The organism is Mycobacterium cookii (genome assembly GCF_010727945.1).
GTDB classification, from domain to species: Bacteria; Actinomycetota; Actinomycetes; order Mycobacteriales; family Mycobacteriaceae; genus Mycobacterium; species Mycobacterium cookii.
In genome coordinates this window covers 1,625,068-1,649,092 of the sequence record NZ_AP022569.1, presented here as the reverse complement: position 1 = coordinate 1,649,092, position 24,025 = coordinate 1,625,068, and the positions used below count along the sequence as shown (strand labels likewise).

The 24,025-nt window shown below is 66.2% G+C and carries 19 protein-coding genes; 14 read left to right on the top strand and 5 right to left on the bottom strand.

Features of this window, described 5'->3' with window-relative positions; genetic code table 11:
• Nucleotides 1–9 precede the first annotated feature (9 nt).
• Nucleotides 10–1,584 (top strand): HAD-IB family hydrolase/lysophospholipid acyltransferase family protein, encoded by a 1,575-nt coding sequence (locus G6N27_RS07765; RefSeq protein ID WP_163781501.1) that lies wholly within the window; start codon nt 10–12, stop codon nt 1,582–1,584.
• The gene (locus tag G6N27_RS07760; RefSeq protein ID WP_163775814.1) at nt 1,581–3,926 is read left to right on the top strand and encodes a glycerol-3-phosphate 1-O-acyltransferase; all 2,346 of its coding nucleotides are present in this window, start codon (nt 1,581–1,583) and stop codon (nt 3,924–3,926) included. The genes G6N27_RS07765 and G6N27_RS07760 overlap by 4 nt, the downstream gene beginning before the upstream one ends.
• Before the next feature lie 16 nt (nt 3,927–3,942).
• Here G6N27_RS07760 and G6N27_RS07755 read toward each other — a convergent pair whose 3' ends face one another.
• The gene (locus G6N27_RS07755; protein ID WP_163775813.1) at nt 3,943–4,350 is read right to left on the bottom strand and encodes a hypothetical protein; all 408 of its coding nucleotides are present in this window, start codon (nt 4,348–4,350) and stop codon (nt 3,943–3,945) included.
• Between G6N27_RS07755 and G6N27_RS07750 the strand changes: the two genes are divergently transcribed.
• From G6N27_RS07750 to G6N27_RS07725, 6 genes are all read left to right on the top strand, one after another.
• Nucleotides 4,349–6,349: a cytochrome c oxidase assembly protein gene (locus tag G6N27_RS07750; RefSeq protein ID WP_163775812.1), complete on the top strand. Its 2,001-nt coding sequence runs from the start codon at nt 4,349–4,351 to the stop codon at nt 6,347–6,349. The genes G6N27_RS07755 and G6N27_RS07750 overlap by 2 nt on opposite strands.
• Before the next feature lie 180 nt (nt 6,350–6,529).
• Complete coding sequence (gene ssb, locus G6N27_RS07745) at nt 6,530–6,982, top strand: single-stranded DNA-binding protein (protein ID WP_163775811.1); 453 nt, start codon at nt 6,530–6,532, stop codon at nt 6,980–6,982.
• A 180-nt stretch (nt 6,983–7,162) separates the two neighbouring features.
• Nucleotides 7,163–8,839 carry an energy-dependent translational throttle protein EttA gene (gene ettA, locus G6N27_RS07740; RefSeq protein ID WP_163775810.1) on the top strand — a complete coding sequence of 559 codons (1,677 nt, stop codon included), beginning with the start codon at nt 7,163–7,165 and terminating at the stop codon, nt 8,837–8,839.
• Nucleotides 8,840–8,883: 44 nt separating this feature from the next.
• The gene (locus tag G6N27_RS07735) at nt 8,884–13,695 is read left to right on the top strand and encodes an NAD-glutamate dehydrogenase (RefSeq protein ID WP_163775809.1); all 4,812 of its coding nucleotides are present in this window, start codon (nt 8,884–8,886) and stop codon (nt 13,693–13,695) included.
• Complete coding sequence (locus G6N27_RS07730) at nt 13,692–14,108, top strand: acyl-CoA thioesterase (RefSeq protein ID WP_163775808.1); 417 nt, start codon at nt 13,692–13,694, stop codon at nt 14,106–14,108. The genes G6N27_RS07735 and G6N27_RS07730 overlap by 4 nt, the downstream gene beginning before the upstream one ends.
• On the top strand, nt 14,096–14,767 hold the full coding sequence (locus G6N27_RS07725) for a hypothetical protein (protein ID WP_163775807.1): 672 nt from the start codon (nt 14,096–14,098) through the stop codon (nt 14,765–14,767). The genes G6N27_RS07730 and G6N27_RS07725 overlap by 13 nt, the downstream gene beginning before the upstream one ends.
• Here G6N27_RS07725 and G6N27_RS07720 read toward each other — a convergent pair whose 3' ends face one another.
• From G6N27_RS07720 to G6N27_RS07710, 3 genes are read right to left on the bottom strand one after another with little or no spacing between them, the layout of a single operon-like run.
• On the bottom strand, nt 14,768–15,802 hold the full coding sequence (locus G6N27_RS07720; RefSeq protein WP_163775806.1) for an NAD(P)/FAD-dependent oxidoreductase: 1,035 nt from the start codon (nt 15,800–15,802) through the stop codon (nt 14,768–14,770). It abuts the gene before it with no gap.
• Between the two features lie 32 nt (nt 15,803–15,834).
• Nucleotides 15,835–17,418 carry a glycoside hydrolase family 13 protein gene (locus G6N27_RS07715; RefSeq protein WP_163775805.1) on the bottom strand — a complete coding sequence of 528 codons (1,584 nt, stop codon included), beginning with the start codon at nt 17,416–17,418 and terminating at the stop codon, nt 15,835–15,837.
• Nucleotides 17,418–17,813 carry a globin gene (locus G6N27_RS07710; protein ID WP_163775804.1) on the bottom strand — a complete coding sequence of 132 codons (396 nt, stop codon included), beginning with the start codon at nt 17,811–17,813 and terminating at the stop codon, nt 17,418–17,420. The genes G6N27_RS07715 and G6N27_RS07710 overlap by 1 nt, the downstream gene beginning before the upstream one ends.
• Nucleotides 17,814–17,972: 159 nt before the next feature.
• Here G6N27_RS07710 and G6N27_RS07705 point away from each other — a divergent pair, with 159 nt between their 5' ends.
• Genes G6N27_RS07705 through G6N27_RS07695 form a run of 3 tightly spaced genes read left to right on the top strand, consistent with a single transcriptional unit; the run spans nt 17,973 to nt 19,355 of the window.
• Nucleotides 17,973–18,623 carry an HNH endonuclease gene (locus tag G6N27_RS07705; protein WP_163775803.1) on the top strand — a complete coding sequence of 217 codons (651 nt, stop codon included), beginning with the start codon at nt 17,973–17,975 and terminating at the stop codon, nt 18,621–18,623.
• A 47-nt stretch (nt 18,624–18,670) separates the two neighbouring features.
• Nucleotides 18,671–18,901 carry an aa3-type cytochrome oxidase subunit CtaJ gene (ctaJ, locus tag G6N27_RS07700; RefSeq protein ID WP_163781499.1) on the top strand — a complete coding sequence of 77 codons (231 nt, stop codon included), beginning with the start codon at nt 18,671–18,673 and terminating at the stop codon, nt 18,899–18,901.
• Nucleotides 18,888–19,355, top strand: coding sequence for a DUF5130 domain-containing protein (locus tag G6N27_RS07695; protein ID WP_179963358.1), 468 nt, complete (start codon nt 18,888–18,890; stop codon nt 19,353–19,355). Before ctaJ ends, G6N27_RS07695 begins: the two co-directional genes overlap by 14 nt.
• 15 nt (nt 19,356–19,370) lie before the next feature.
• Here the strand turns inward: G6N27_RS07695 and pepN are convergent, their stop codons facing one another.
• Nucleotides 19,371–21,953, bottom strand: coding sequence for an aminopeptidase N (gene pepN, locus G6N27_RS07690; RefSeq protein ID WP_163775801.1), 2,583 nt, complete (start codon nt 21,951–21,953; stop codon nt 19,371–19,373).
• A 99-nt stretch (nt 21,954–22,052) separates the two neighbouring features.
• Between pepN and G6N27_RS07685 the strand changes: the two genes are divergently transcribed.
• From G6N27_RS07685 to G6N27_RS07675, 3 genes are read left to right on the top strand one after another with little or no spacing between them, the layout of a single operon-like run.
• On the top strand, nt 22,053–22,664 hold the full coding sequence (locus G6N27_RS07685; RefSeq protein WP_163775800.1) for a mycothiol-dependent nitroreductase Rv2466c family protein: 612 nt from the start codon (nt 22,053–22,055) through the stop codon (nt 22,662–22,664).
• A gap of 28 nt (nt 22,665–22,692) precedes the next feature.
• Nucleotides 22,693–23,175, top strand: coding sequence for a ribose-5-phosphate isomerase (locus tag G6N27_RS07680; RefSeq protein ID WP_163775799.1), 483 nt, complete (start codon nt 22,693–22,695; stop codon nt 23,173–23,175).
• 5 nt (nt 23,176–23,180) lie between these two features.
• Nucleotides 23,181–23,981, top strand: a complete 801-nt coding sequence (locus tag G6N27_RS07675) for an Fpg/Nei family DNA glycosylase (RefSeq protein ID WP_163775798.1) — start codon at nt 23,181–23,183, stop codon at nt 23,979–23,981.
• The last annotated feature ends 44 nt before the right edge of the window (nt 23,982–24,025 follow it).

Genomic DNA, 24,025 nt, shown 5'->3' with positions numbered 1-24,025 from the left:
GCCGAAATCATGGCCAGCCCGCCCGGTCCTGAGATCGGCGCATTCTTCGACTTGGACGGCACCCTGGTCGCCGGCTTCACCGCCGTGATCCTGACCCAGGAACGGATTCGCCGCCGCGACATGGGTGTCGGCGAGCTGATCAGCATGGTCACCGCTGGCGTGAACCATCAATTCGGCCGAATCGAATTCGAAGAACTGATCACCAAGGCCTCCGGTGCGCTGCGCGGGCGCATGCTGAGCGATCTGGAAGAGATCGGCGAGCGGTTGTTCCTGCAGAGAATCGAGTCGCGGATTTATCCGGAGATGCGCGAGCTGGTCCGCGCGCATCTGGCCCGCGGACACACCGTGGTGCTCAGCTCGTCGGCGCTGACCATTCAGGTCGGTCCGGTGGCACGCTTCCTCGGCATCCTCAACACGCTCACCAACAAATTCGAGACCGACGACGACGGCGTGCTCACCGGCGGTGTGGTCGAGCCGATCCTGTGGGGACCGGGTAAGGCCGCCGCGGTGCAGAAGTTCGCCGCGGAGAACGGCATCGACCTCAAGGACAGTTACTTCTACGCCGACGGAGACGAAGACGTTGCGCTGATGTACCTGGTCGGAAATCCGAGGCCGACCAACCCCGAAGGCAAGATGGCTGCCGTCGCCAAGAAGCGTGGCTGGCCGATCCTGCGGTTCACCAGTCGCAGCGGTGGTGGCATCGGGGCGCAGCTGCGCACGCTGGCCGGGGTCGGTTCGGTTGTCCCGGTCGCCGCGGGCGCCCTCGGGATCGGGCTGCTGACCCGCAGCAGACGGCGCGGCGTCAACTTCTTCACGGCCACCTGGTCGCAGTTGCTGTTGACTGCCAGCGGTGTTCAGCTCAACATCCTTGGCGAGGAGAACCTGACCGCGCAGCGTCCCGCGGTGTTCATCTTCAACCACCGCAACCAGGCCGACCCGGTCATCGTCGGCGCGTTGATCCGCGACAACTGGGTTGCGGTCGGCAAGAAGGAACTCGAAGGCGACCCGATCATGGGCACGCTCGGCAAGGTCCTGGACTCCGTCTTCATCGACCGGGACAACCCGACCGCGGCCGTGGAGTCGCTGCACCAGGTCGAAGAGCGTGCCAGGCAAGGGCTTTCGATCATGATCGCCCCTGAGGGCACCAGGCTCGACACCACCAGCGTCGGGCCGTTCAAGAAGGGGCCGTTCCGCATGGCAATGGCGGTGGGGATCCCGATCGTGCCGATCGTGATCCGTAACGCCGAGATCATCGCCGCCCGCAATTCGACCACGATGAACCCGGGCACCGTCGACGTCGCGGTGTTTCCGCCGATTTCGGTGAGCGACTGGACGGTTGAGACACTGTCCGACCGCATTGCCGAAGTGCGCCAACTCTATATCGACACCCTGGCCGACTGGCCGGTCGACGAGTTGCCGGCGCATGACGTGTACCGGAAGAAGGCGGCTCCGCGGAAGGCGCCGCGCAAGGCCGCCGCCAAGACCGCCAAGGCAGCACCGGCGAAAGCCGCGGCCAAGAAGACCACCGCGGCCAAAGCCACGAAGGCGCAGCAGAGCACGCCGCGTCCCAAAGGCCGATCGTGACCGCGCAGGCTGCCGGCAACGGCTCCTTCACCACGACCGACGACACGTTGGTGCTGGCGTCGGCGTCCACGTCGATCGAATCGGACCTGCTCGCGGCGTGGTTGGACCAGGAGCGCACCCGGCACCCGGACACCAAACTCGAGGTGCTGCCGCTGCCGGAGCAGAACTCTCCGCCCGGGGAGATGGCTCAGCTCGTCGAACAGCTCGAGCTCGACGAGGACCGATCGATCGTGCCGGTGCGGGTGTTCTGGATGCCGCGCGCGGACGCCTCGGTGCTGAATCAGTTGGCCGCGTTGATCCCTGGTCAAAACCCGTACCAGCCCAGTGAGCGTCAGCAGCGTCGCATCCTGCGTTCCGACCGCTCGCGCGCACGGGTAGTCGCCGGCGAATCAGCCAAAGTGTCCGAGCTCCGTCAGCAGTGGCGCGAAAACACGGTCGGCGAAAACCCGCGCGAATTCGCGCATTTCGTCACCCGCCGCGCGCTGCTGGCACTGGAGCGCGCCGAGTACCGAATCCTCGGACCGCAGTACAAGTCGCCGCGACTGATACCACCGGAGATCCTGGCGTCCAGCCGCTTTCGCGCCGGATTGGAGAAGATTCAGGGCGCCACGCTCGAAGAAGCCGAGAAGATGCTCGACGAGCTCGCCACGGGGTGGAGTCGGGTATCGGTCGACCTGGTGTCCGTCCTGGGCCGGATGCTCAGCCGGGGATTCGACCGCGACATCGACTACGACGAGTACCAGGTCGCGGCGATGCGTTCGGCGCTGGAGACTCATCCGGCGGTGCTGTTGTTCTCGCACCGGTCCTACATTGACGGCGCGGTGATGCCGGTGGCGATGCAGGAGAATCGTCTGCCCCCGGTGCATGTGTTCGCCGGCATCAACCTGGCTTTCGGGGTGATGGGCCCGCTGATGCGGCGCGCCGGCGTCATCTTCATCCGGCGCAATATCGGTGACGACGCGCTGTACAAATACGTGCTGCGTGAATACGTGGGTTACGTGGTGCAGAAGCGCTTCAACCTCAGCTGGTCCATCGAGGGCACCCGTTCGCGCACCGGGAAGATGCTGCCACCAAAGCTGGGCCTGATGAGCTATGTGGCCGACGCCTATCTGGATGGTCGCAGCGATGACATTCTGCTGCAAGGGGTTTCGATCAGCTTCGACCAATTGCACGAGACCGCGGAATACGCGGCCTATGCTCGCGGCGGCGAGAAGCGGGCGGAGGGTTTCGGCTGGCTGTACAACTTCATCAAAGCGCAGGGTGAACGCAACTACGGCAAGATCTACGTTCGATTTCCCGAAGCCGTCTCGATGCGGGAATACCTGGGCCCGTCGCACGGCCCGGCCGCGTCCGATCAAGCCGCCAAACGCCTTGCACTGCATAAGATGTCGTTCGAGGTAGCGTGGCGCATTCTGCAAGCGACCCCGGTGAACGCCACCGGCTTGGTGTCGGCGCTGTTGCTGACGACGCACGGCGTCGCGCTGACTCTGACACAGTTACACCACACGCTGCAGGATTCCCTCGACTATCTCGAACGCAAACAGACCCCGATGTCTACCAGCGCGCTGCGGTTGCGCACACCCGAGGGCGTTCGCGCCGCCGTCGACTCACTGTCCAACGGCCACCCGGTGACCCGTGTCGACAGCGGCCGAGAACCGGTGTGGCGCATCGCCCCCGAAGACGAGCACGCCGCCGCCTTCTACCGCAACTCGGTGATCCACGCATTCCTGGAAACGGTGATCGTCGAGCTGGCGCTGGCGCACGCCGGCCGAGCCGAGGGTGACCGGGTGGAGGCATTCTGGAAGCAGGCCATGCGGTTACGCGATCTGCTGAAGTTCGACTTCTACTTCGCTGATTCGGCTGCGTTCCGGCAGAACATCGCCGAAGAGATGGCGTGGCACGATGATTGGGAAGCACAGGTCGCAGCCGACGTCGACGCGATCGATAAGATCCTGTACGCCAAGCGACCACTCATGTCCGAGGCGATGCTGCGGGTGTTCTTCGAGGCCTACGAGATCGTGGCCGACGTGCTGCGCGACGCCCCCGCGGATATCGGCGAGAAAGAACTCACTCAGTTGGCGCTCGGCGTCGGAAGGCAGTACGTCGCACAAGGCCGGGTGCGCAGCAGCGAGCCGGTGTCGACGCTGCTGTTCGCGACGGCACGTCAAGTGGTCGCCGACCAGGACCTGCTCAAGGCGGCACCCGACCTTGCTGAGCGCCGGCTCGCGTTCCGCCGCGAATTGCGGTCCATCCTGCAGGATTTTGACCACGTCGGGCAGATCGCGCGCAAACAGTTCGTCGCTCGCGAGGCCGAAGCCCGGGGCGGTCGAGCAACTCGGTAGCCGAGACCGGCCACGGCTATCCGAAGAGCGCGGCCATGGCCGTGATGAAGTCGCCGGCATCCGACGTGCCGTTAACGAAGTCGGGAATGTTCAGGTCGTAGAGCACCGACCCGATGGCGCCGCCGAGCGCGGAGATGAACGTTTCACCCGGTTGACCAAAGCTGATCGAGAGGCCCGGGTCGATAGACGGGACGAACGGGTAGACGTCCGGCATGTCCGTCTGCGGCAGCACCCCACTGTCGACCAGGGCGGCCGTGACTCCCTGCTCGGCTCCTTTCAGCAAATCGGTGGTGACGGTGATCGGGTTGGGTGCCCGGGGGTTCTGCGGCGAGCACGGTCTGCAGGTCCTGCAGACCCTGCACAACCCGCGACCGACGCTGGCCAGCGTGAGGGCCTCGCGGCTACCGCCATACCCTTGGTGCATGACGGTAACGGCGCCCGCTAGCCAGCGCCGCGCGGTGGCGTGGCCGCTGCTGGGCGGGGTGGCGGCGTTGGCAGGGTGCATCGCGGCGGGGATCGGGACACTGTCGCTGGCCGCCGCGTTGACCGCCACCGGGTTACCCGACCCCGGGCCGGTCACGACCCTCGGTCTGCCCTTCGTCCGGGCTGCCGGCGAGGTCGCCGCAGTGGTGGCCGTGGGCGCGTTCCTGCTGGCGGCGTTTCTGGTTCCGCCGCAGGACAACGGTGTCCTCGACGTCGACGGGTATCGAGCGCTGCGGGTGGGGACAATCGCCGCCGGGGCCTGGGCGGTGTGCGCTGCACTGTTGGTGCCGCTCACCATTTCCGACGTGTCGGGCCAGCCGATCACCGCCCACCTGAATCCGGCGAGTCTGTGGTCGCTGGCCAGCCTGATCAACATCTCGACGGCGTGGCGATGGACCGCCCTGCTGGCGGCGGCGGTGACGCTGGCCAGCCTTCCCGTGCTGCGGTGGTCCTGGACTCCGCTGCTCCTGGTCGGGTCGTTGGCCACGCTGATCCCGTTGGGATTGACCGGGCACTCATCGGCTGGCGGTTCGCACGACCTGGCCACCAACAGCCTGCTGATCCACCTGGTTGCGGCGAGCCTGTGGGCCGGCGGCCTGCTGGCTGTGCTGACCCACGTGCTGCGTGGTGGGCAGCATGCCGACCTGGCCGCCCGTCGGTTTTCGGTGATCGCGTTGTGGTGCTTCGCTGCGATGGCGATCAGCGGCGTCGTCAACGCGCTGGTGCGGATCCTGCCGTCGGACCTGCTCACCACCGACTACGGCCGACTGGTGGTCGGCAAGTTCGTCGCGCTGTGTCTGCTCGGTGTGGTCGGCTGGCGGCAGCGACAATCCGGAGTCGTTGCGCTGCAGGCGAATCCAGGTTCGCGAACCGCGTTCGTACGACTGGCGCTGATCGAGGCGCTGGTGTTCGGCGTCACGTTCGGCATTGCTGTCGGCCTCGGTCGGACGCCTCCGCCACCGCTGCCGATCGGTGTGCCGTCGATTTCGGACGTCAAGATCGGTTACGACTTCGCCGGTCCGCCCACCCCGGCCCGGGTGCTGCTGGATTGGCGTTTCGATCTGATCTTCGGCTCGGCCGCCATCGTGTTCGCCGCGCTGTACCTGGCGGCGGTGCGTCGGTTGCGGCGCCGCGGCGATGCCTGGCCTCGCGGCCGGACAGTTTCCTGGCTGCTCGGTTGCCTGGCGCTGCTGTTCGTCACCTCGTCGGGCGTGGGCCGCTACATGCCGGCGATGTTCAGCATGCACATGGCGGCACACATGATGCTGTCGATGCTGGTGCCGATCCTGCTGGTGCTGGGCGGGCCGGTCGGACTGGCACTGCGGGCGCTGCCGGCGGCCGGGCGCGGCGATCCGCCGGGCATGCGGGAATGGCTGCTGGCGGCGCTGCACAGCCGGGTGTCGAGAATCCTGACCAACCCCGTGGTCGCCACGGCGTTGTTCGTCGCCGGGTTTTACGGCCTCTATCTGGGCGGTCTGTTCGACGTCGCGGTGGGCAGCCACGTGGGGCACCTCGTGATGAACGTGCACTTCCTGCTCAGCGGCTACTTGTTCTACTGGGTGGTGATCGGCGTCGACCCGACGCCGCGGCCGATCCCGCCGCTGGCCAAGGTGGCGGTGGTGTTCGCGTCGCTGCCGCTGCACGCCTTTTTCGCCATCATCCTGATGATGATGGCGAAAGTGCTCGGCGGGGATTTCTACCGCTCGCTGCACCTGAGCTGGCACACCGACCTGTTGGGTGATCAGCGGCTCGGCGGTGGAATGGCTTGGGCCGCAGGGGAAATACCGCTCGCCGTGGTGATGATCGCGTTGCTGGTGCAATGGTCGCGCAGCGACCAGCGAACCGCGCGACGGTTGGACCGCGCGGCCGACCGCGACGACGACGCCGAGCTGGCCGCCTACAACGCGATGCTGTCCGAGCTGGCCCGCCGGGACCGCTAGCGATCCCGGGTAGCGATTTGCCCGCCTCCGAGCGACAAACCGCGTTCGTCCACAGTCGGGTCTTTCTCCCCAGAACCGGTGCAGCCGCCGCGTCCGGTGACGCTCGCTGTCGGCAGCGCCGAGCTGAATAGCGGTCAGCACGCCGGCGAGACGCCGTCGCACCGAAGAAAGGGATGAGCAATGTTCGAAACGCCGCTGACCGTGGTCGGCAACATCGTCAACGACCCGATCCGCCGCACGGTCGGAGACCAGGAGGTGCTGAAGTTTCGCCTCGCCAGCAATTCCCGGCGCCGCGCCGCCGACGGCACGTGGGAGCCGGGTAATTCGCTGTTCGTCACCGTCAACTGCTGGGGCCGACTGGTGTCCGGGGTGGGCGCTTCGCTGGGCAAGGGCGCACCGGTGATCGTCGTGGGTCACGTGCACACCAGCGAGTACGAGGACCGCGACGGGATGCGCCGCTCGACCCTGGAGATGCGCGCCACCTCAGTCGGGCCGGACCTGTCGCGCTGCCTCGCACGGGTCGAGAAAACGGTCCTATCAGTCCCCGACGCCGCGCCTGACGCGACCGATGCCGCGGACGCGAAAGACGCCGACGACGACGAGGCGCGGGAGAAGTTGCCGTTGTCGGCTTAGCTTGACCGGCGGGGCAGTGCCCGTCCGGCGACGATGCGCGGCGCGTAGCGGCGTGAGGAGGAGCCGGACAAGTGCCCGTCCGGCGACGATGCGCGGCGCATAGCGGCGTGAGGAGGAGCCGGACAAGTGCCTAGGATGGGGCGCGAGCAATCTCGCACACCAGAAAGGCAACACCGCCACATGGCTGAGTTCATCTACACGATGAAGAAAGTCCGCAAGGCGCACGGCGACAAAGTCATTCTCGACGACGTCACCCTGAGCTTCTATCCGGGCGCCAAGATCGGTGTCGTCGGCCCCAACGGGGCAGGTAAGTCGAGCGTCTTGCGGATCATGGCCGGGCTGGACAAGGCCAACAACGGCGAAGCTTTCCTGGCCACCGGCGCGACCGTCGGCATCCTGCTGCAGGAGCCGCCGCTGAACGAGGAGAAAACCGTTCGCGGCAACGTCGAAGAGGGCCTCGGCGACATCAAGGTCAAGCTGGACCGCTTCAACGAGGTCGCCGAGCTGATGGCCACCGACTACTCCGACGAGCTGATGGAGGAGATGGGCAAGCTGCAGGAGGAGCTCGACCACGCCAACGCGTGGGATTTGGACTCGCAGCTCGAGCAAGCCATGGACGCGCTGCGCTGCCCGCCGCCCGACGAGCCGGTGACCCATCTCTCCGGCGGCGAGCGCCGCCGGGTGGCGCTGTGCAAGCTGCTGCTGTCCAAGCCGGACCTGCTGCTTCTCGACGAGCCGACCAACCACCTGGACGCCGAGAGCGTGCAGTGGCTCGAACAGCACCTCGCTGCTTACGAGGGTGCGGTACTGGCCGTCACCCACGACCGCTACTTCCTCGACAACGTCGCACAGTGGATCCTCGAGCTCGACCGCGGCCGCGCCTACCCGTATGAGGGCAACTACTCCACCTATCTGGAGAAGAAGGCCGAGCGGATCGCGGTGCAGGGACGCAAGGACGCCAAGCTGCAGAAGCGGCTGACCGACGAGCTGGCCTGGGTCCGCTCCGGCGCCAAAGCCCGCCAGGCCAAGAGCAAGGCCCGGCTCCAGCGCTACGAGGAGATGGCGGCCGAGGCCGAGAAGACCCGCAAGCTCGACTTCGAGGAGATCCAGATCCCGACCGGTCCGCGGCTGGGCAACCAGGTGGTCGAGGTCGATCACCTCGACAAGGGTTTCGAGGGCCGCACGCTGATCAAGGATCTGTCGTTCACGCTGCCTCGCAACGGCATCGTCGGCGTGATCGGTCCTAACGGTGTGGGTAAGACCACCTTGTTCAAGACGATCGTCGGGCTCGAACAGCCGGACAGCGGCACGGTCAAGGTCGGCGAGACCGTCAAGCTCAGCTACGTCGACCAGTCGCGCGGCGGCATCGACCCGAAGAAGACGGTGTGGCAGACGGTCTCCGACGGCTTGGACTACATCCAGGTCGGGCAGAACGAAATCCCGTCGCGCGCCTACGTCTCGGCGTTCGGTTTCAAGGGTCCCGACCAGCAGAAGCCGGCCGGTGTGTTGTCCGGTGGTGAACGCAACCGGCTCAACCTGGCGCTGACCCTCAAAGAGGGCGGCAACCTGATCCTGCTCGACGAGCCGACCAACGACCTCGACGTCGAGACGCTGGGCTCGCTGGAGAACGCGCTGGAGAAATTTCCCGGCTGCGCGGTGGTGATCTCCCACGACCGGTGGTTCCTCGACCGCACTTGCACGCACATCCTGGCGTGGGAGGGCGACGACGACAACGAAGCCAAGTGGTTCTGGTTCGAGGGCAACTTCGGCGCCTACGAAGAGAACAAGATCGAACGTCTTGGCGCTGAAGCGGCGCGTCCACACCGGGTCACTCACCGAAGGCTCACTCGCGACTAGTGTCGGGCGTGCCAGCGTAGGTATGCGTCTGAGGGGCGGTCGACATGACGGTTGACGCCGTGGACTGGACGAAGTTCGTGGACGTTCACGACATTCCCGGGTGGATCTCGTCGGCGTACATCGATACCTACCAAGGCCCGCACAGCGACGAGGCCGAAACCGAGTCTGCGGACACATCGGCTCCCGCGGTGACGCCGGCGCTGCTGAGCGCGCACTACCTGCTCGGACAGCATCGCCCGGCGCGGGAAAGCCGGGTCGCCGTCTACCCGCCCGACGATCCGGGCGGATTCGGTCCCGCCCTGCAGGTCGTCACCGACGACGGCGCGATGCTGATGGACTCGGTGACCGTGTTGTTGCACCGGCTCGGCGTGGCCTACACGGCGATCATGAATCCGATCTTCCACGTGCGCCGAGATGACGCCGGCGAGCTGATCAGCGTCGACCCGCCCGCATCCAGCGAGCGCGGAATCGACGAAACCTGGATCCACGTCCAGCTTTCGCCGTCGGTGAACCGCAACGCGTTGCACGAAACGAAACGACTGCTTCCCGGTGTGCTCGCCGACCTGCGCCGGGTCGCCGCGGACTCGACGGCGATGATCGCCATCCTCAAGGATCTGGCCGACGCCGTCGACACCAACGCGGACGGGCGCTACCCGGGCGACGACAACGGCGACGTCGCAGCGCTGCTGCGCTGGTTGGCCGCTGGGCATTTCACCCTGCTGGGCTATCAGCGCTGCCCGGTGCGCGACGGGCGGGTGTCGGGTGACGCGGCGACCACCAGCCTCGGCGTCCTTCGCCGGCGCAAACGCTCTCGCCCCCGTCTGACCGACGACAACGAACTGCTGGCGCTGGCGCAGACCGACGTTGCCAGTTACCTGCGCTTCGGCGCGTATCCGTACGTCTTCGCGGTCCGCGAGATCGCCGACGGCAGTATCTTCGAGCACCGCCTCATCGGACTCTTCACGGTCGCGGCGATGAACGCCGATGTCCTTGAGATCCCGATCATTTCGCGCCGGGCCCGTGAAGTGCTCACGTTGGCCGACCTCGACCCCGCCCATCCGGGGCAGCTGGTGCTCGACGTCATCCAGACCGTGCCGCGCTCTGAGCTTTTCGCGCGCAGCGCCGATCAGCTGCTGGCGATGGCCAAGGCCGTGGTCGATCTCGGATCGGGACGACGCGCACTGCTGTTCTTGCGCGCCGACCGCCTCGAGTATTTCGTCTCATGCCTGGTCTACCTACCCCGCGACCGCTACACCACCGGGGTGCGCTTGCAGATCGAAGACATTCTGGTCGGCGAATTCGGCGGCACCAGCCTCGAATTCACCGCTCGTGTCACCGAATCACCCTGGGCGCTACTGCATTTCATGGTCCGGCTGGGTGAAGACAGCGCCGCCCGGGTCGATACCTCCGAGGCCAACCAGGTGCGGATACAGGCCCTGGTGACCGAAGCCGCTCGGACATGGTCCGACCGGATGATCGGCGAGGCCGCCGCAGCCTCAGTCGGGCCCATCGAAGCCGAACACTATGCGGCAGCGTTCTCCGAGGCGTACAAACAGGCCGTCACGCCGTCGGAGGCGATCGACGACATCGCCATCTTCGAAGAGCTGAACGATGATTCGGTCAAGCTGGTGCTGTCTGATCACGACTACGACGAAACCGTCCGGTTGACCTGGTATTTGGGCGGTCGGACAGCGTCGTTGAGTCAGCTGCTGCCGATGCTGCAGTCGATGGGTGTGGTGGTGCTCGAAGAGCGTCCCTTCACCGTCACCCGCCCCGACGGGCTACCGGTGTGGATCTACCAGTTCAAGATCACGCCGCAGCCGACTATTCCGCTGGCGCAACCGGGTCCGGAGCGCGAGGCGACCGCCCAGCGCTTCGCCGACGCGGTGACCGCCATCTGGGAAGGCCGAGTCGAGATCGACCGGTTCAACGAGCTCGTGATGCGCGCCGACCTGACCTGGCAACAAGTCGTGCTGCTGCGCAGCTACGCGAAATACCTGCGCCAGGCCGGTTTTCCGTACAGCCAGTCCCACATCGAGTCGGTGATCAACGAAAACCCGCACACAGCAAGGTCGTTGGTCAACCTATTCGAGGCGTTGTTCGATCCCGATCCGTCGGGCTCGCCGAAGAGCCGCGACGCGCAGGCCGCCGCCGCCGCGGTCGCCTCGGACATCGACGCGTTGGTCAGCATGGACACCGACCGGGTGCTGCGTGCGTTCGCCTCGCTGATCCAGGCGACGCTGCGCACGAATTACTTTGTCACACGCCAAGGGTCGGCCCGCAGCAACGACGTGCTATCGCTGAAGTTGGACGCGCAGCTCGTCGAGGAGCTGCCGCTGCCGCGCCCGAAGTTCGAGATCTTCGTGTACTCACCTCGCGTCGAGGGTGTCCACCTGCGATTCGGCTACGTGGCCCGCGGCGGGCTGCGGTGGTCGGACCGTCGAGAAGACTTCCGCACCGAAATCTTGGGTCTGGTCAAGGCGCAGGCCGTGAAGAACGCGGTGATCGTGCCGGTCGGCGCCAAGGGCGGATTCGTCGTCAAACGGCCGCCGCTGCCCACCGGCGACCGCGCCGCCGACCGCGACGCCACCCGCACTGAAGGCATCGCCTGCTACAAGCTGTTCATCTCCGGACTGCTCGATATCACCGACAATGTCGACCAAGCCAGCGGCCAGGTCAGTACACCGTCGAGGGTGGTGCGGCGCGACGACGACGATGACGCCTACCTGGTGGTGGCCGCCGACAAAGGCACCGCGACGTTTTCCGACATCGCCAATGACGTCGCGAAGTCGTACGGGTTCTGGCTGGGCGACGCCTTCGCGTCCGGCGGGTCGGTCGGCTACGACCACAAAACGATGGGCATCACCGCCAAGGGCGCATGGGAGGCCGTCAAACGGCACTTCCGCGAGATGGGCGTCGACACGCAGACCGAGGATTTCACCGTCATCGGCGTCGGCGACATGAGCGGCGATGTGTTCGGCAACGGGATGTTGCTGTCCAAGCACATTCGGCTCGTCGCTGCCTTCGATCATCGGCACATCTTCTTGGACCCCGATCCCGATGCGGCCCGGTCATGGGACGAGCGTCGGCGGATGTTCGACCTGCCCCGCTCCAGTTGGGACGACTACGACACATCGCTGATCAGCGAGGGCGGCGGCGTGTACAGCCGGGAGCACAAATCCATTCCGATCAGTGACCAGGTCCGCACGGCGCTGGGCATCGAAGGCGACGTGACCGAGATGGCGCCGCCGAATCTGGTGCGCGCGATTCTGCGGGCTCCGGTGGACCTGCTGTTCAACGGCGGCATCGGCACCTACGTCAAGGCCGAAGCGGAATCCGACGCCGACGTCGGCGATCGGGCCAACGATTCGCTGCGGGTCAACGCGAATCAGCTTCGCGCGAAAGTCGTTGGCGAAGGCGGCAATCTGGGCGTCACAGCGCTGGGCCGCGTCGAATTCGATCTCTGCGGCGGCCGGATCAACACCGACGCGATGGACAACTCGGCCGGCGTCGATTGCTCCGATCACGAGGTCAACATCAAGATTCTGATCGACGCGTTGGTCACCGCGGGCAAGATCGACCCCGGCGAGCGCACCGCGCTGCTCGAATCGATGACCGACGAGGTCGCCGCGTTGGTGCTCGCCGACAACGCCGATCAGAACGACCTGATCGGCACCAGCCGCGCCAATGCCCCCAGCCTGTTGCCCGTCCATGCCGACCAGATCAGGTATCTGGTGGCCGAGCGGGGACTCAACCGCGAGCTGGAAGCCCTGCCGTCGGACAAGGAGATCGCCCGCCGGCTCGAGGCGGGCCTGGGGCTGACCTCGCCCGAACTCGCGACGCTGATGGCACATGTCAAGCTCACGCTCAAAGATGATCTGCTCGCCACCGATCTTCCCGACCAGCCGGTGTTCGCCGGCAAGCTGCCGCGGTACTTCCCGACACCGCTGCGCGGACGGTTCGACGCCGCCATCAGATCCCACCAGCTGAGGCGCGAAATCGTGACGACCATGCTGGTCAACGACCTCGTCGACACCGCAGGCATCAGCTACGACTTCCGCATCGTCGAAGACGTCGGCGTCAGTTCGGTGGACGCGGTACGCACCTACGCGGCAACCGACGCCATCTTCGGTATCGATCAGCTGTGGCATGACATTCGGGCGGCTGCGCTGCCGGCCGCGGTGTCCGACCAGATGACACTGGACACCCGGCGGCTGATCGACCGCGCCGGACGCTGGTTGCTCAACTACCGTCCGCAGCCGTTGGCGGTGGGCGCCGAAATCAACCGATTCGCCAAGAAAGTCGGCGAGCTGACACCGCGGATGTCGGAGTGGCTGCGCGGTGACGACAAGACGATCGTGGAGAAGGAAGCTGAGGAATTCGTCGCGCGGGGTGCGTCCGAGGACCTCGCCTACATGGTGGCCATCGGCTTGTACAGGTACAGCCTGCTCGACATCATCGACGTCGCCGACATCGAGGAATACGATCCCGCCGACGTCGCCGACACGTACTTCGCCTTGATGGACCGGCTGGGAACCGACGGGCTGTTGACCGCGGTGTCGGAACTGCCACGCAGCGACCGGTGGCACTCGTTGGCGCGCTTGGCGATTCGCGATGACATCTACTCCTCGGTACGATCGCTGTGCTTCGACGTGCTGGCGGTCGGCGAACCGGGCGAAAGCGGCGAAGAAAAGATCGCCGAATGGGAACACCTCAGCGCGTCGCGGGTCGAGCGGGCACGGCGAACGCTGCTGGAGATTCACGACAGCGGTCAGCGCGATCTGGCCACCTTGTCGGTGGCGGCGCGCCAGATCCGCTCGATGACGCGCACGAGTGGGCGAGGAGCCGCCGGATGACGACGATCGGTTTCGTTGCGCCGGTTCACGTCCGCTGGTCGGATATCGACATGTACCAGCACGTCAACCACGCGACCATGGTGACGCTTCTGGAAGAGGCTCGAATTCCGTTCCTCTCGCCGGCGTTCGCGCCCGATATCCTGACCACCGGCCTGCTGATCGCCGACGTGCGGATCACCTACAAAGGCCAGTTGCGGCTGGCCGATTCGCCGCTTCAGGTCACGATCTGGGTAAAGCGTTTGCGGGCAGTCGATTTCACACTCGGCTACGAAGTTCGATCGGTGAACGCCGACCCAGAGTCGAAGCCGGCCGTCATCGGCGAGTCGCAGCTGGCCGCATTCAACATCGACGAGCAGCGGCTGGTGCGCCTCGCGCCACACCACCGGGAATATCTCCAGCGGTGGATCAGATAGCCGAGCGGGGCGTGTGGCTGCATCCGGAATCCGTTGCTGCTCAACGCGCGAACCTGTCCACCTTCGTTGAACGAGCGGCACGACTGGACGCCGCCGCTGTCATTCGGTTGCGCGCCCGCCCGGGCGGGCAACTGACCGCGTGGACGGCGACCGGTCTCGACGTGCTGGCCAGCCGGGTGGTGGCCGGTGTCATCCGCCCGGACGATTTATCAGTCGGTGCCGACGAACTGGCGCGGGGCCTGGCCGCGGTGGACAGCTCCGGCTACATCGACCCGGGTTTCCCGATGGACTCGGCGTGGCGGGGAGCGTTGCCACCCGACTCGGGTTTCGTCCACCTCGACGATGTACCGGTCCGCCTGATGCTCGACTTGGCGCAACGCGGCGCCGAATTGGCCAAAGAGCACGGCAGCGCGCAAGGACCACCGGTGTCGCTGCTGGACCAGGAAGTGATCAAGGTCAGCTCGGGCGATGTCAGCGTCGGTGTCCCCATGCGGTGCGTATTCGCCCTGACCGCAATGGGTTTCCTGCCCCAATCGCCCGAAGCCGTCGACGTCGACGAGATCGTCCGGGTCCGCACGTTCAAGGCGTGGCTCCGCGTCGACGCGCGCTTCGGTTCGGTGTATCGTCGTCGCGGCGACCCGGCGCTTGTGCTGCGTTGATCAGGGGGAGTAGTGCAGCCACAGCGGCAGCACCGAATGCAGGTAGTCCATGAACTTCTTCAGGCCTACCCGGTATTCGACGTAACCGAACGGGTCGATCGACTGCTCTGGGAACGCAATTCCGACACCGAACAACCCGGGGGCGAGGATGCCGTTGTTGGGGTTGTAGTCGAGTTGACCCCACTGGCTGGTTTCGGGCAGCGTTCTGCGCTCGAGACCGACGGTGTAGACCGCGCGGTCGCACTGGGCGAGTTTTTCTTCGAACTCCGGACCATCGACCAGACATCGCTCCAAGCGCTCCGGAAGCACCCCGTCGATGTTCTCCCGCGCCCACACCGCCGCGCGCCCCTTGAGTCCGGAGTCGTCGAACAGAATCCAATCATCAAGATAAACAGCATATTTCAGCGGGCTGCGGTAGAAGTTGATTACCTTCGCCACCGGGTGACGCAGCAGATGTGGCAACACGATCATCGACGAGTGCGACGACCCGAACACCGCGACCGTGGCATTGTCCAGCGGTTCCGCGGCGAGCTTCTCGGGATCGAGAGCGACCTCCAGCGGAATCTCGGACAGCTGAGGGTAATTGAGCTTCTTCGGTGACGCACCGACGGCGAGGACGACATTCGTCGACGTCAGTTCCTGTTGGCCTGTTTCGATACGCCATTGTCGCCGTTCCAGGAACAGCCCGGTCGCAGTGGTTTCGAACGTCGCGACCCGCTTGCGCAGGTGCTCGGTGATCCAGCGCAACGGATCGGCGACCAGCGCGAGCGCGCATGTCTCTTCGGTGTCTATCTCCGTTAGCGGCATCGGTGGCGCCTCGGAGAATCGAAATGCTTTGGCGCCGTTCAGATAACTGAGGAAGAAGCCGACCTGCGTGTTACTGGAGACCGAACGCCACTTCGCCCCGATGTCGCCGGCGGCAAATGCCGGATCGATCCAGGCGATGTCCTCCGGCGGGATGCCTTCGTCGAGAAGCTTGCCCACGGCGGCGATTCCCGCCGGGCCGGCTCCGATGACTGTCCACGCGTAGGTCATGGGTTATGTATAGAGAGGTGGGGTGCGGTGCGCTACCGGCGGGGGTCGACCGACGACACCAGCCACGCCGCGGCGTGGGGTGCCAGCTTCCCGCCGATCAGCGGCGCGCTGGCCAGAATAAGTTCGCCGTCCGGCAACGGCGCAGCCCGATCGTTCGTGTTCAGCATGCACAGCAGACCGGCGTCGCCGCGGCCGAACACCAGCGTGCCGCGTGGCGCATCCAGCCATTCGATCCGGTTGCCGGTGAACTCCGGACGGGTGTGCCGGATTTCGATCGCACGCTGAAAAAAAGTCAGCGTCGAGTCGGGGTCACCCGATTGCTTCTCGACGGTCAGCGCCGCCCACTCCGGCGGCATCGGCAGCCAGGTGTCGGTCGACGTCGAGAACCCGAACGGGGGAGTGTCGCCGCTCCACGGAACCGGAATGCGGCAGCCGTCGCGGCCGCGCACGGTGTGCCCGGAGCGTTCCCAGGTCGGGTCTTGCAGGGCCTCGTCGGGCAATTCGACGTTGGCCAGCCCCAATTCCTGACCGTTGTAGACGAATACCGCGCCGGGCAGGGTGAGTGTGACCAGCGCCATCGCGCGGGCCTGGACGAGGCCGCCGTAGCGGGTGGGCCCGCGGACCACGTCGTGATTCTCCAACGTCCATGTGGGCGTGGCATTTTCGAGCGCCGCCGCGGCGAGCGTGTTCTCGATCGCGTCACGGATGTCGGTGATGTCGTATTCGGCACGCACCATCCGGAAATTGAAGCCCAGGTGCAGTTCGTCGGCGCGCACGTACTCCGCCCAGCTGGCGTTGTCGAACACCCAGACCTCACCGATGGTCACCGCGTCGGGAAAGTCGTTCATGACGGTGCGGATGTTGCGGTGAATCTCGTGCACGTCGGGATGGTTGAACCGCGGGTCGCCGTCGCTGAGCATCCGCGGTCGCATCTCGACATCGGTGTCCGGAAGCCCAGGCGGCTTGGCCATCCCGTGCGCCACGTCGATGCGAAATCCGTCGACACCGCGCTCCAGCCAGAACCGCAGCGTTTTCTCCAGGTCGTCGAACACCTCGGGGTTGTCCCAGTTGAGGTCTGGCTGCTCGGCGTCGAAGAGGTGCAGATACCACTGGCCCGGTGTGCCGTCCGGCTCGACGATCCGGGTCCACGACAGGCCGCCGAACACGGACTGCCAGTTGTTCGGCGGCTCGGATCCGCCGGGTCCGCGACCGTCGCGGAAGATGTAGCGGTTGCGTGCGGCACTGCCCGGTTCGGCGGCCAGTGCCTCCTGAAACCAGGGGTGCTGCGAGCTGGTGTGGTTCGGCACCAGATCCGTGGTGACCTTCATGCCGCGCTCGTGGGCCGCGGCGATCAGCCGCTCGAACGCGGCCAGTCCGCCGAACAGCGGATCGACGTCACGCGGATCGGCCACGTCGTAGCCGTGATCGGCCATCGGCGACACCATGATCGGGCTGAGCCACAGCGCATCGACGCCCAGGCGGTCCAGATAGTCCAGCCGCGACGTCACACCGTCGAGGTCGCCGATGCCGTCCCCGTCGCTGTCGGCGAACGACCGCGGGTACACCTGGTAGAAAACCGCGCGAGCCCACCACGGCTCGTGTTGCGCCGTGCTCATCAGAACTCCGAATTCACGAGCGAGTGCGCGGCCATTTCCAGGTAATCGAGCAACGCTTTGCGATGCGCGTCGTCGAGCGTCGCCGAATCGACGGAAGCGACTGCGGTGTGCATGCACCGCAGCCAGGCGTCGCGTTCGAACGGGCCGATCTGAAACGGCACGTGGCGCATCCGCAGCCGCGGGTGGCCGCGTTGATCGGAGTATGTGCGCGGACCACCCCAGTACTGCTCAAGGAACATCCGCAACCGTTCCTCCGCACCGGCCAGGTCGTCTTCGGGATACAGCCGCCGCAGAATTTCGTCCTCGGCGACCTGTTCGTAGAAGCGCGACACGATCGCATGGAAGGTTTCTGCGCCACCGACGGCGTCGTAAAAGCTCTGTTGTGGTTGTTCCATCGCCTCCATTGTGGGCCATGCCCGAAGTCGGCCGCAGAGCGACGCGTGAACCTTGGTCGCCGATGTCGCTACCGGCTGTTAACCGGATTGACCAGCGGACACGAGGCTATTTGGGGTGCGCTGGCTGGCGAATCGTGGTGGACTGTCGAGGGAGGACGTATGCCGCAGCGCACAAAACGCCGCAGCCACCACACTTCAGGGGCGGCGGCAGGCCTCACCGGGCCCGCGATGAGCTCAAGCCTGCACAGCGTCCAGACCGGCGACACCCACCCGCAGCACGACAGCGGATCGATCTGGAATCGCCGACGGGTGCTGCTGCTGAACTCCACCTATGAGCCGTTGACCGCCCTGCCCGTCCGGCGGGCGATCATCATGCTGCTCTGCGGCAAAGCCGACGTGGTGCACGACGATCCGTCCGGTCCCGTCATCCACTCGGCGGCCAGATCGATCGCGGTGCCGTCGGTGATCCGCCTGCGCGTTTTCGTCCGGGTGCCCTACCGCGCCCGGGTGCCGATGACCCGCGCCGCCCTGATGCACCGGGACCGGTTCTGCTGCGCCTACTGCGGCGGTAAGGCCGACACCGTCGACCACGTGGTGCCGCGCAGCCGCGGCGGCGAGCACTCGTGGGAGAACTGCGTGGCGTGCTGCTCGACGTGCAACCACCGAAAAGGCGACAAGTTGCTGGCCGAGCTGGGCTGGTCGCTGCGGATGGCGCCGGCATCGCCGAAAGGCCAGCACTGGCGTCTGCTGTCGACGGTCAAGGATCTCGATCCGTCCTGGGCGCGATATCTCGGCGAGGGCGCTGCCTAACGTAGCTCTCGGGTCACCCGTGGGATACGGTTTGCGTCGTGAACACGATGGAAATGCACACGCTGTTCCTGGCTGTCCCGTTGTTGCTGGTAGCGGTGTTGGCGGCGCTGATCTGGTCACGCAAGGGCCCGCACCCGGCGACCTACAACTTGTCCGAGTCCTGGACCCATGCGCCCATCCTGTGGGCCGCGACTGACGAGGTCGTCGGTCACGGTCACGGTCACGGCCACGGGGACGCCGAGTTCAGCGTGGGAGGTGGCGCAAGTGGCAAGTGGTGACGTCGCAACGATCGCTCCGGCCGACCTGCCCTACGGTTCGGCGATCACGACCAGTGGACGCATCTCCGGGGTCACCGAGCCCGGTGAGCTCTCGGTGCACTATCCGTTCCCGACCAACGACCTGGTCGCCCTCGATGACGCGCTGACGTACGGGTCGCGGGCCGCGGCCGCTCGGTTCGCCGTCTACATCGGCGACCTGGGTAGCGACACCGGGGCGAGGGCACGCGAGATCCTGGCCAAGGTGCCGACTCCCAACGATGCGGTGCTGATCGCCGTCTCACCCGATCAGCACGCGATCGAGGTGGTCTACGGATCGCACGTCCGCGGCCGGGGAGCCGAATCGGCAGCGCCGCTGGGCGTCGCCGCCGCGGCGTCCGCGCTCAAGGACGGCCAGCTGATCGACGGTCTCATCAGCGCGATCCGGGTCACCAGCGCCGGCATCTCACCGGCGTAGCGGGCGACGGGCCGATCAGGCCGCGCCGCCGCTGTCGAACTTGCGGGCGCGCAACGACCGCTCCACCCCGGCGCGGCCCTCGAGCACCAGCCGGCGAAGCGCCGGCGGCAGCCCGGAATCCTCGAGGAATTCGTCGGCCTCGGCGAGGCCTGTGTCGCTGATGTCCCACGACGGGTACAGGCCCACCACCACGGTCTGCGCCACCTCGCTGGACCGGCGCTCCCATAGGCCCGGGATCGCCGCAAAGTACTTGGCGCCGAACGGTTTCAGCAGTGCGCCCTGCCCGGGCTGTACGAAGCCGCTGATGATCGAGCGAGTGGTGGCGTTGGCCAACGTGTCGTCTTCGGTGGCCGAGATCCACGCCGCCTCCTTCACCGCCGCTTGCGGCCGCGCGGTTGCGGCCTGCGCGCCGAGCCGTTTGCCCGCGGAGGTCGGATCGCGCTTCACCTCGGCGTCGATGAACGGTGTCTCCGGGCCCGCGGCGTCGATCTCGCCCGCGGCGGCCAGCGCGGTGACGATGCGCCAGCGCAGGTCGGTGTCGATCGACAGACCGGCCAGGCCCAGCTCGGCGGGCTCGTGATCGAGCAGATCGGCCAGCACCGTCACATGCCGTGTCGAAAGCACCGACGTGCAGAGCGCGTTGACGAAGGCCAGCTGATGATCCGAACCACTCTCCGCGCCCCGGGCCAGTTCCAGCAGCCGATCGGCGAATGCCGGCCAACCCTCCGACTGCGCCCAGTCCGGGTCGGCGTAGGACCCCAACGCGGTCTGCGCCTGCAGCAGCAGCCGCTGGGCGACGCCGACTTCGGTTTCGGCCTGAATGCCGCCGGAGACCAGCGACACGAAATCGCGGGCACGCAGCTCGGCGTCGCGGGTCATCTCCCATGCCGCCGACCACACCAGCGTTCGCGGTAGCGGCTCGGCGATGTCGGCGATGCGGTCCAGTGCGGTCTGCAGCGAGTCGGGGTCGAGCCGCAGCGAGCAGTAGGTCAGGTCGTCGTCATTGACCAGGATCAGCTTCCCGTGCGGAACACCAACCAGCGCAGGTACTTCCGTCGTCTCACCGCTGACGTCGAGTTCCTCACGATGCACCCGGGTCAGGCGGCCGTCACTGCCGTCGTCGTAGATGCCGACCGCCAGCCGGTGCGTCCGGGTCTCACCCGCGCCGGGTGCGGCACCGCTCTGCGTCACCGCGAACCGGCTGAACTTCCCGTCGGCGTCGACGTCGAAGTCCGCGCGCAGGGTGTTGAGGCCAGTGGTCTTCAGCCACTGCCGTCCCCAGTCGGAAAGGTCACGGCCGGAGGCCTTTTCCAACGCGCCGAGCAGGTCGCCGAACGTCGCGTTGCCGAACGCGTGCGCGCGGAAGTAGTCGCGCAGCCCGGACAGGAAATCTTCCAGGCCGACGTAGGCCACCAGTTGCTTGAGCACACTGGCGCCCTTGGCGTAGGTGATGCCGTCGAAGTTCACCTCGACAGCGGCCAGGTCGGGGATGTCGGCGGCCACCGGATGCGTCGACGGCAGCTGGTCCTGGCGGTAGGCCCACGACTTTTCGGCATTCGCGAAAGTCGTCCACGCCGTGGTGAATTCGGTCGCTTCGGCCTGGCACAGCACGGAGGCGAAGGTGGCGAACGACTCGTTGAGCCACAGGTCGTCCCACCACTGCATGGTGACCAGATCGCCGAACCACATGTGCGCCATCTCGTGCAGCACCGTCTCGGCGCGACGCTCGTAGGACGCCCGGGTGACCTTGCTGCGAAAGACGTAGTCCTCCAGGAACGTCACCGCGCCGGCGTTCTCCATGGCGCCCGCGTTGAACTCCGGCACGAACAACTGGTCGTACTTGCCGAACGCGTAGGGCACACCAAAGTTCTTGTGGTAGAAGCCAAAACCCTGCTTGGTCTGGGTGAACAGCCGCTCGGCGTCCATGAACTCCGCGAGCGTGGCCCGGCAGAAGATGCCCAGCGCGATCTCGCCGTGCTCGTCGCTGTAGACGTCATCCCAGCGCGCATACGGACCCGCGATCAACGCCACCAGGTAGGTGCTCATCTTCGGCGTGGTGACAAAGGTATGCACGCCGTCCGCGACGTTCGCCGTGGCGCCGTTGGACACCACTTCCCAGTGCTGCGGTGCGCGCACCGACACGTCGAATGTGGCTTTGAGGTCGGGTTGGTCGAAGCACGCGAACATCCGCTTGGCGTCGGCTGTTTCGAATTGCGAGTACAGGTACGCCTCGTTGTCGACGGGGTCGACGAACCGGTGCAGCCCTTCGCCGGTGTTCGAGTAACGGCAGTCCGCGTCGACCACGACGACGTTGTGCTCGGCCAGACCGCTCAGAGCGATGCCGGTCGACTCGTTGTACGCCGACACGTCGATCTCGCGGCCGTTCAGGGTCGCGCTGCGTACGGTGTCTGCGGCGATGTCGATGACGGTGTCGGAGCCGGTGAGCGCATCGAACTCCACAGTCGTGGTGGAGCGGAAGCTGCGTTCGCCCGGGTTGCCGTTGCCGTCGGTGAGGTCCAAGTCGATTCGGTAGCGGTCGACGGTGATCAGCGCAGCGCGCTCGGCGGCTTGGTCGCGGGTGAGGTTGGGGAGTGCCACGTGTCCAATCTAGGCGTCTCGGTGTCGGCGGCGGGAACAGGACCGCCGCGTCTAGGGTTGTGCTGGACGGCTAGCCGACCGTTGAGGAGAGGATTCCGCATGTCTGAAAAATCAGTTGCCGACTTTTGGTTCGATCCGCTGTGCCCGTGGGCCTGGATCACTTCGCGTTGGATCCTCGAGGTGGAAAAGGTTCGCGACATCGACGTGCACTTCCGGGTGATGAGCCTGGCGGTGCTCAACGAGAACCGGGAGAACCTGCCCACGGAATACAAGGAGAAGCTCGCCAAGGCGTTCGGCCCGGTCCGGGTCGCGATCGCCGCTGAGCAGTCCCACGGCGCTGACATCCTCGCGCCGCTGTACAAGGCGATGGGCACCCGCATTCACAACGAGGGCAATAAAGATCTCGACGACGTGATCAAGCAGTCGCTCGAGGAACTGGACCTGCCGGCCGAGTTGGCCGATGCCGCCACCAGCGACGCCTACGACGATGCGCTGCGCAAGAGCCACCACGCCGGGATGGACGCCGTCGGCGAGGACGTCGGCACGCCCACCATTCACATCAACGGCACCGCCTTCTTCGGCCCGGTGCTGTCGAAGATCCCGCGCGGCGAAGAGGCCGGCAAATTGTGGGACGCCTCGGTGACCTTTGCGGCCTATCCGCACTTCTGGGAGCTCAAGCGGACCCGCACCGAGGCACCCGAATTCGACTAGCGGAGGTCGGCGGTGCAGGATCACGGTCATGCGTGTCTACCTCGGCTCTGACCACGCCGGCTACGAACTCAAACAGCAGATCATCGAGCACCTGAAACAGACCGGCCACGAGCCGGTCGATTGCGGCGCCTACACCTACGACGCCGACGACGACTATCCGGCGTTCTGTATCGCCGCCGCGCTGAAAACCGTGGCGGACCCCGGCAGCTTGGGCATCGTGCTGGGCGGATCGGGCAACGGCGAGCAGATCGCCGCGAACAAGGTCCCGGGCGCCCGCTGCGCACTGGCGTGGAGCGTGGAGACGGCGTCGCTGGCCCGCCAGCACAACAACGCGCAGCTGATCGGCATCGGTGGTCGCATGCACACCGTGCCCGAAGCGCTGGAGATCGTCGACGCATTTCTGTCCACGCCGTGGTCGAAAGCCGAACGCCACCAACGTCGTATCGACATCCTCGACGAGTACGAGGGCACCCATCAGGCGCCGCCGGTGCCCGGCGCCGACGGCAAGTAGTCGACGTGCCCGAAGGGCACACACTGCATCGACTGGCCCGGCTGCACCAGCGGCGTTATGCCGGTGCGCCGGTGGCGATTTCCAGTCCGCAAGGCAGATTCGCGGACGCGGCGTCGACGGTCGACGGGCAGGTGCTGCGACGGGCCACCGCATGGGGCAAGCACTTGTTCCACCACTATGTGGGCGGCGCGACGGTGCACGTACACCTCGGCCTGTACGGCAAGTTCACCGAATGGACCGCCGGCGACGGGATGCCTGACCCGGTGGGCGCGGTACGCATGCGGATGGTCGGCGCCGAATACGGCACCGACCTACGCGGACCGACGGTGTGCGAAGTCATCGACGAGGCTCAGGTCGCCGACGTCGTCGCGCGCCTAGGGCCCGACCCGCTTCGGTGGGACGCCGAACCGGGGTGGCCTTGGGAGCGAATTAACAAGTCGCGCAGGCCAATCGGTGCACTATTGATGGATCAGACCATCATCGCTGGCGTGGGCAATGTCTACCGTAACGAGCTGTTGTTCCGTCATGGCATCGACCCGTATCGGACCGGACGCGCGATCGGTGAAGCGGAGTTCGCGCAGGCATGGACCGACTTGGTGGACTTGATGAAAGTCGGGGTGCGCCGCGGCAAGATCATCACCGTGCGGCCCGAACACGATCATGGCGCACCCTCGTACGGTCCGCGCCGGCCCCGCACCTACGTCTACCGGCGGGCCGGCGACCCGTGCCGGGTGTGCGGAACTGCCGTTCGCACAGCCGAATTGGAGGGCCGTAATGTCTTCTGGTGCCCGACGTGCCAGACGTGAAGACACTCAAATTCGGCGACTAGGTTCCACAGGGCGAGCGCATA

Coding starts and splice junctions, on each gene's coding strand:
- G6N27_RS07765 (WP_163781501.1), top strand. CDS start 10: ATGGCCAGCCCGCCCGGTCCTGAGATCGGCGCATTCTTCGACTTGGAC.
- G6N27_RS07750 (WP_163775812.1), top strand. CDS start 4,349: ATGACGGTAACGGCGCCCGCTAGCCAGCGCCGCGCGGTGGCGTGGCCG.
- G6N27_RS07755 (WP_163775813.1), bottom strand. CDS start 4,350: ATGCACCAAGGGTATGGCGGTAGCCGCGAGGCCCTCACGCTGGCCAGC.
- ssb (WP_163775811.1), top strand. CDS start 6,530: ATGTTCGAAACGCCGCTGACCGTGGTCGGCAACATCGTCAACGACCCG.
- ettA (WP_163775810.1), top strand. CDS start 7,163: ATGGCTGAGTTCATCTACACGATGAAGAAAGTCCGCAAGGCGCACGGC.
- G6N27_RS07735 (WP_163775809.1), top strand. CDS start 8,884: ATGACGGTTGACGCCGTGGACTGGACGAAGTTCGTGGACGTTCACGAC.
- G6N27_RS07730 (WP_163775808.1), top strand. CDS start 13,692: ATGACGACGATCGGTTTCGTTGCGCCGGTTCACGTCCGCTGGTCGGAT.
- G6N27_RS07720 (WP_163775806.1), bottom strand. CDS start 15,802: ATGACCTACGCGTGGACAGTCATCGGAGCCGGCCCGGCGGGAATCGCC.
- G6N27_RS07715 (WP_163775805.1), bottom strand. CDS start 17,418: ATGAGCACGGCGCAACACGAGCCGTGGTGGGCTCGCGCGGTTTTCTAC.
- G6N27_RS07710 (WP_163775804.1), bottom strand. CDS start 17,813: ATGGAACAACCACAACAGAGCTTTTACGACGCCGTCGGTGGCGCAGAA.
- G6N27_RS07705 (WP_163775803.1), top strand. CDS start 17,973: ATGCCGCAGCGCACAAAACGCCGCAGCCACCACACTTCAGGGGCGGCG.
- ctaJ (WP_163781499.1), top strand. CDS start 18,671: ATGGAAATGCACACGCTGTTCCTGGCTGTCCCGTTGTTGCTGGTAGCG.
- G6N27_RS07685 (WP_163775800.1), top strand. CDS start 22,053: ATGTCTGAAAAATCAGTTGCCGACTTTTGGTTCGATCCGCTGTGCCCG.
- G6N27_RS07680 (WP_163775799.1), top strand. CDS start 22,693: ATGCGTGTCTACCTCGGCTCTGACCACGCCGGCTACGAACTCAAACAG.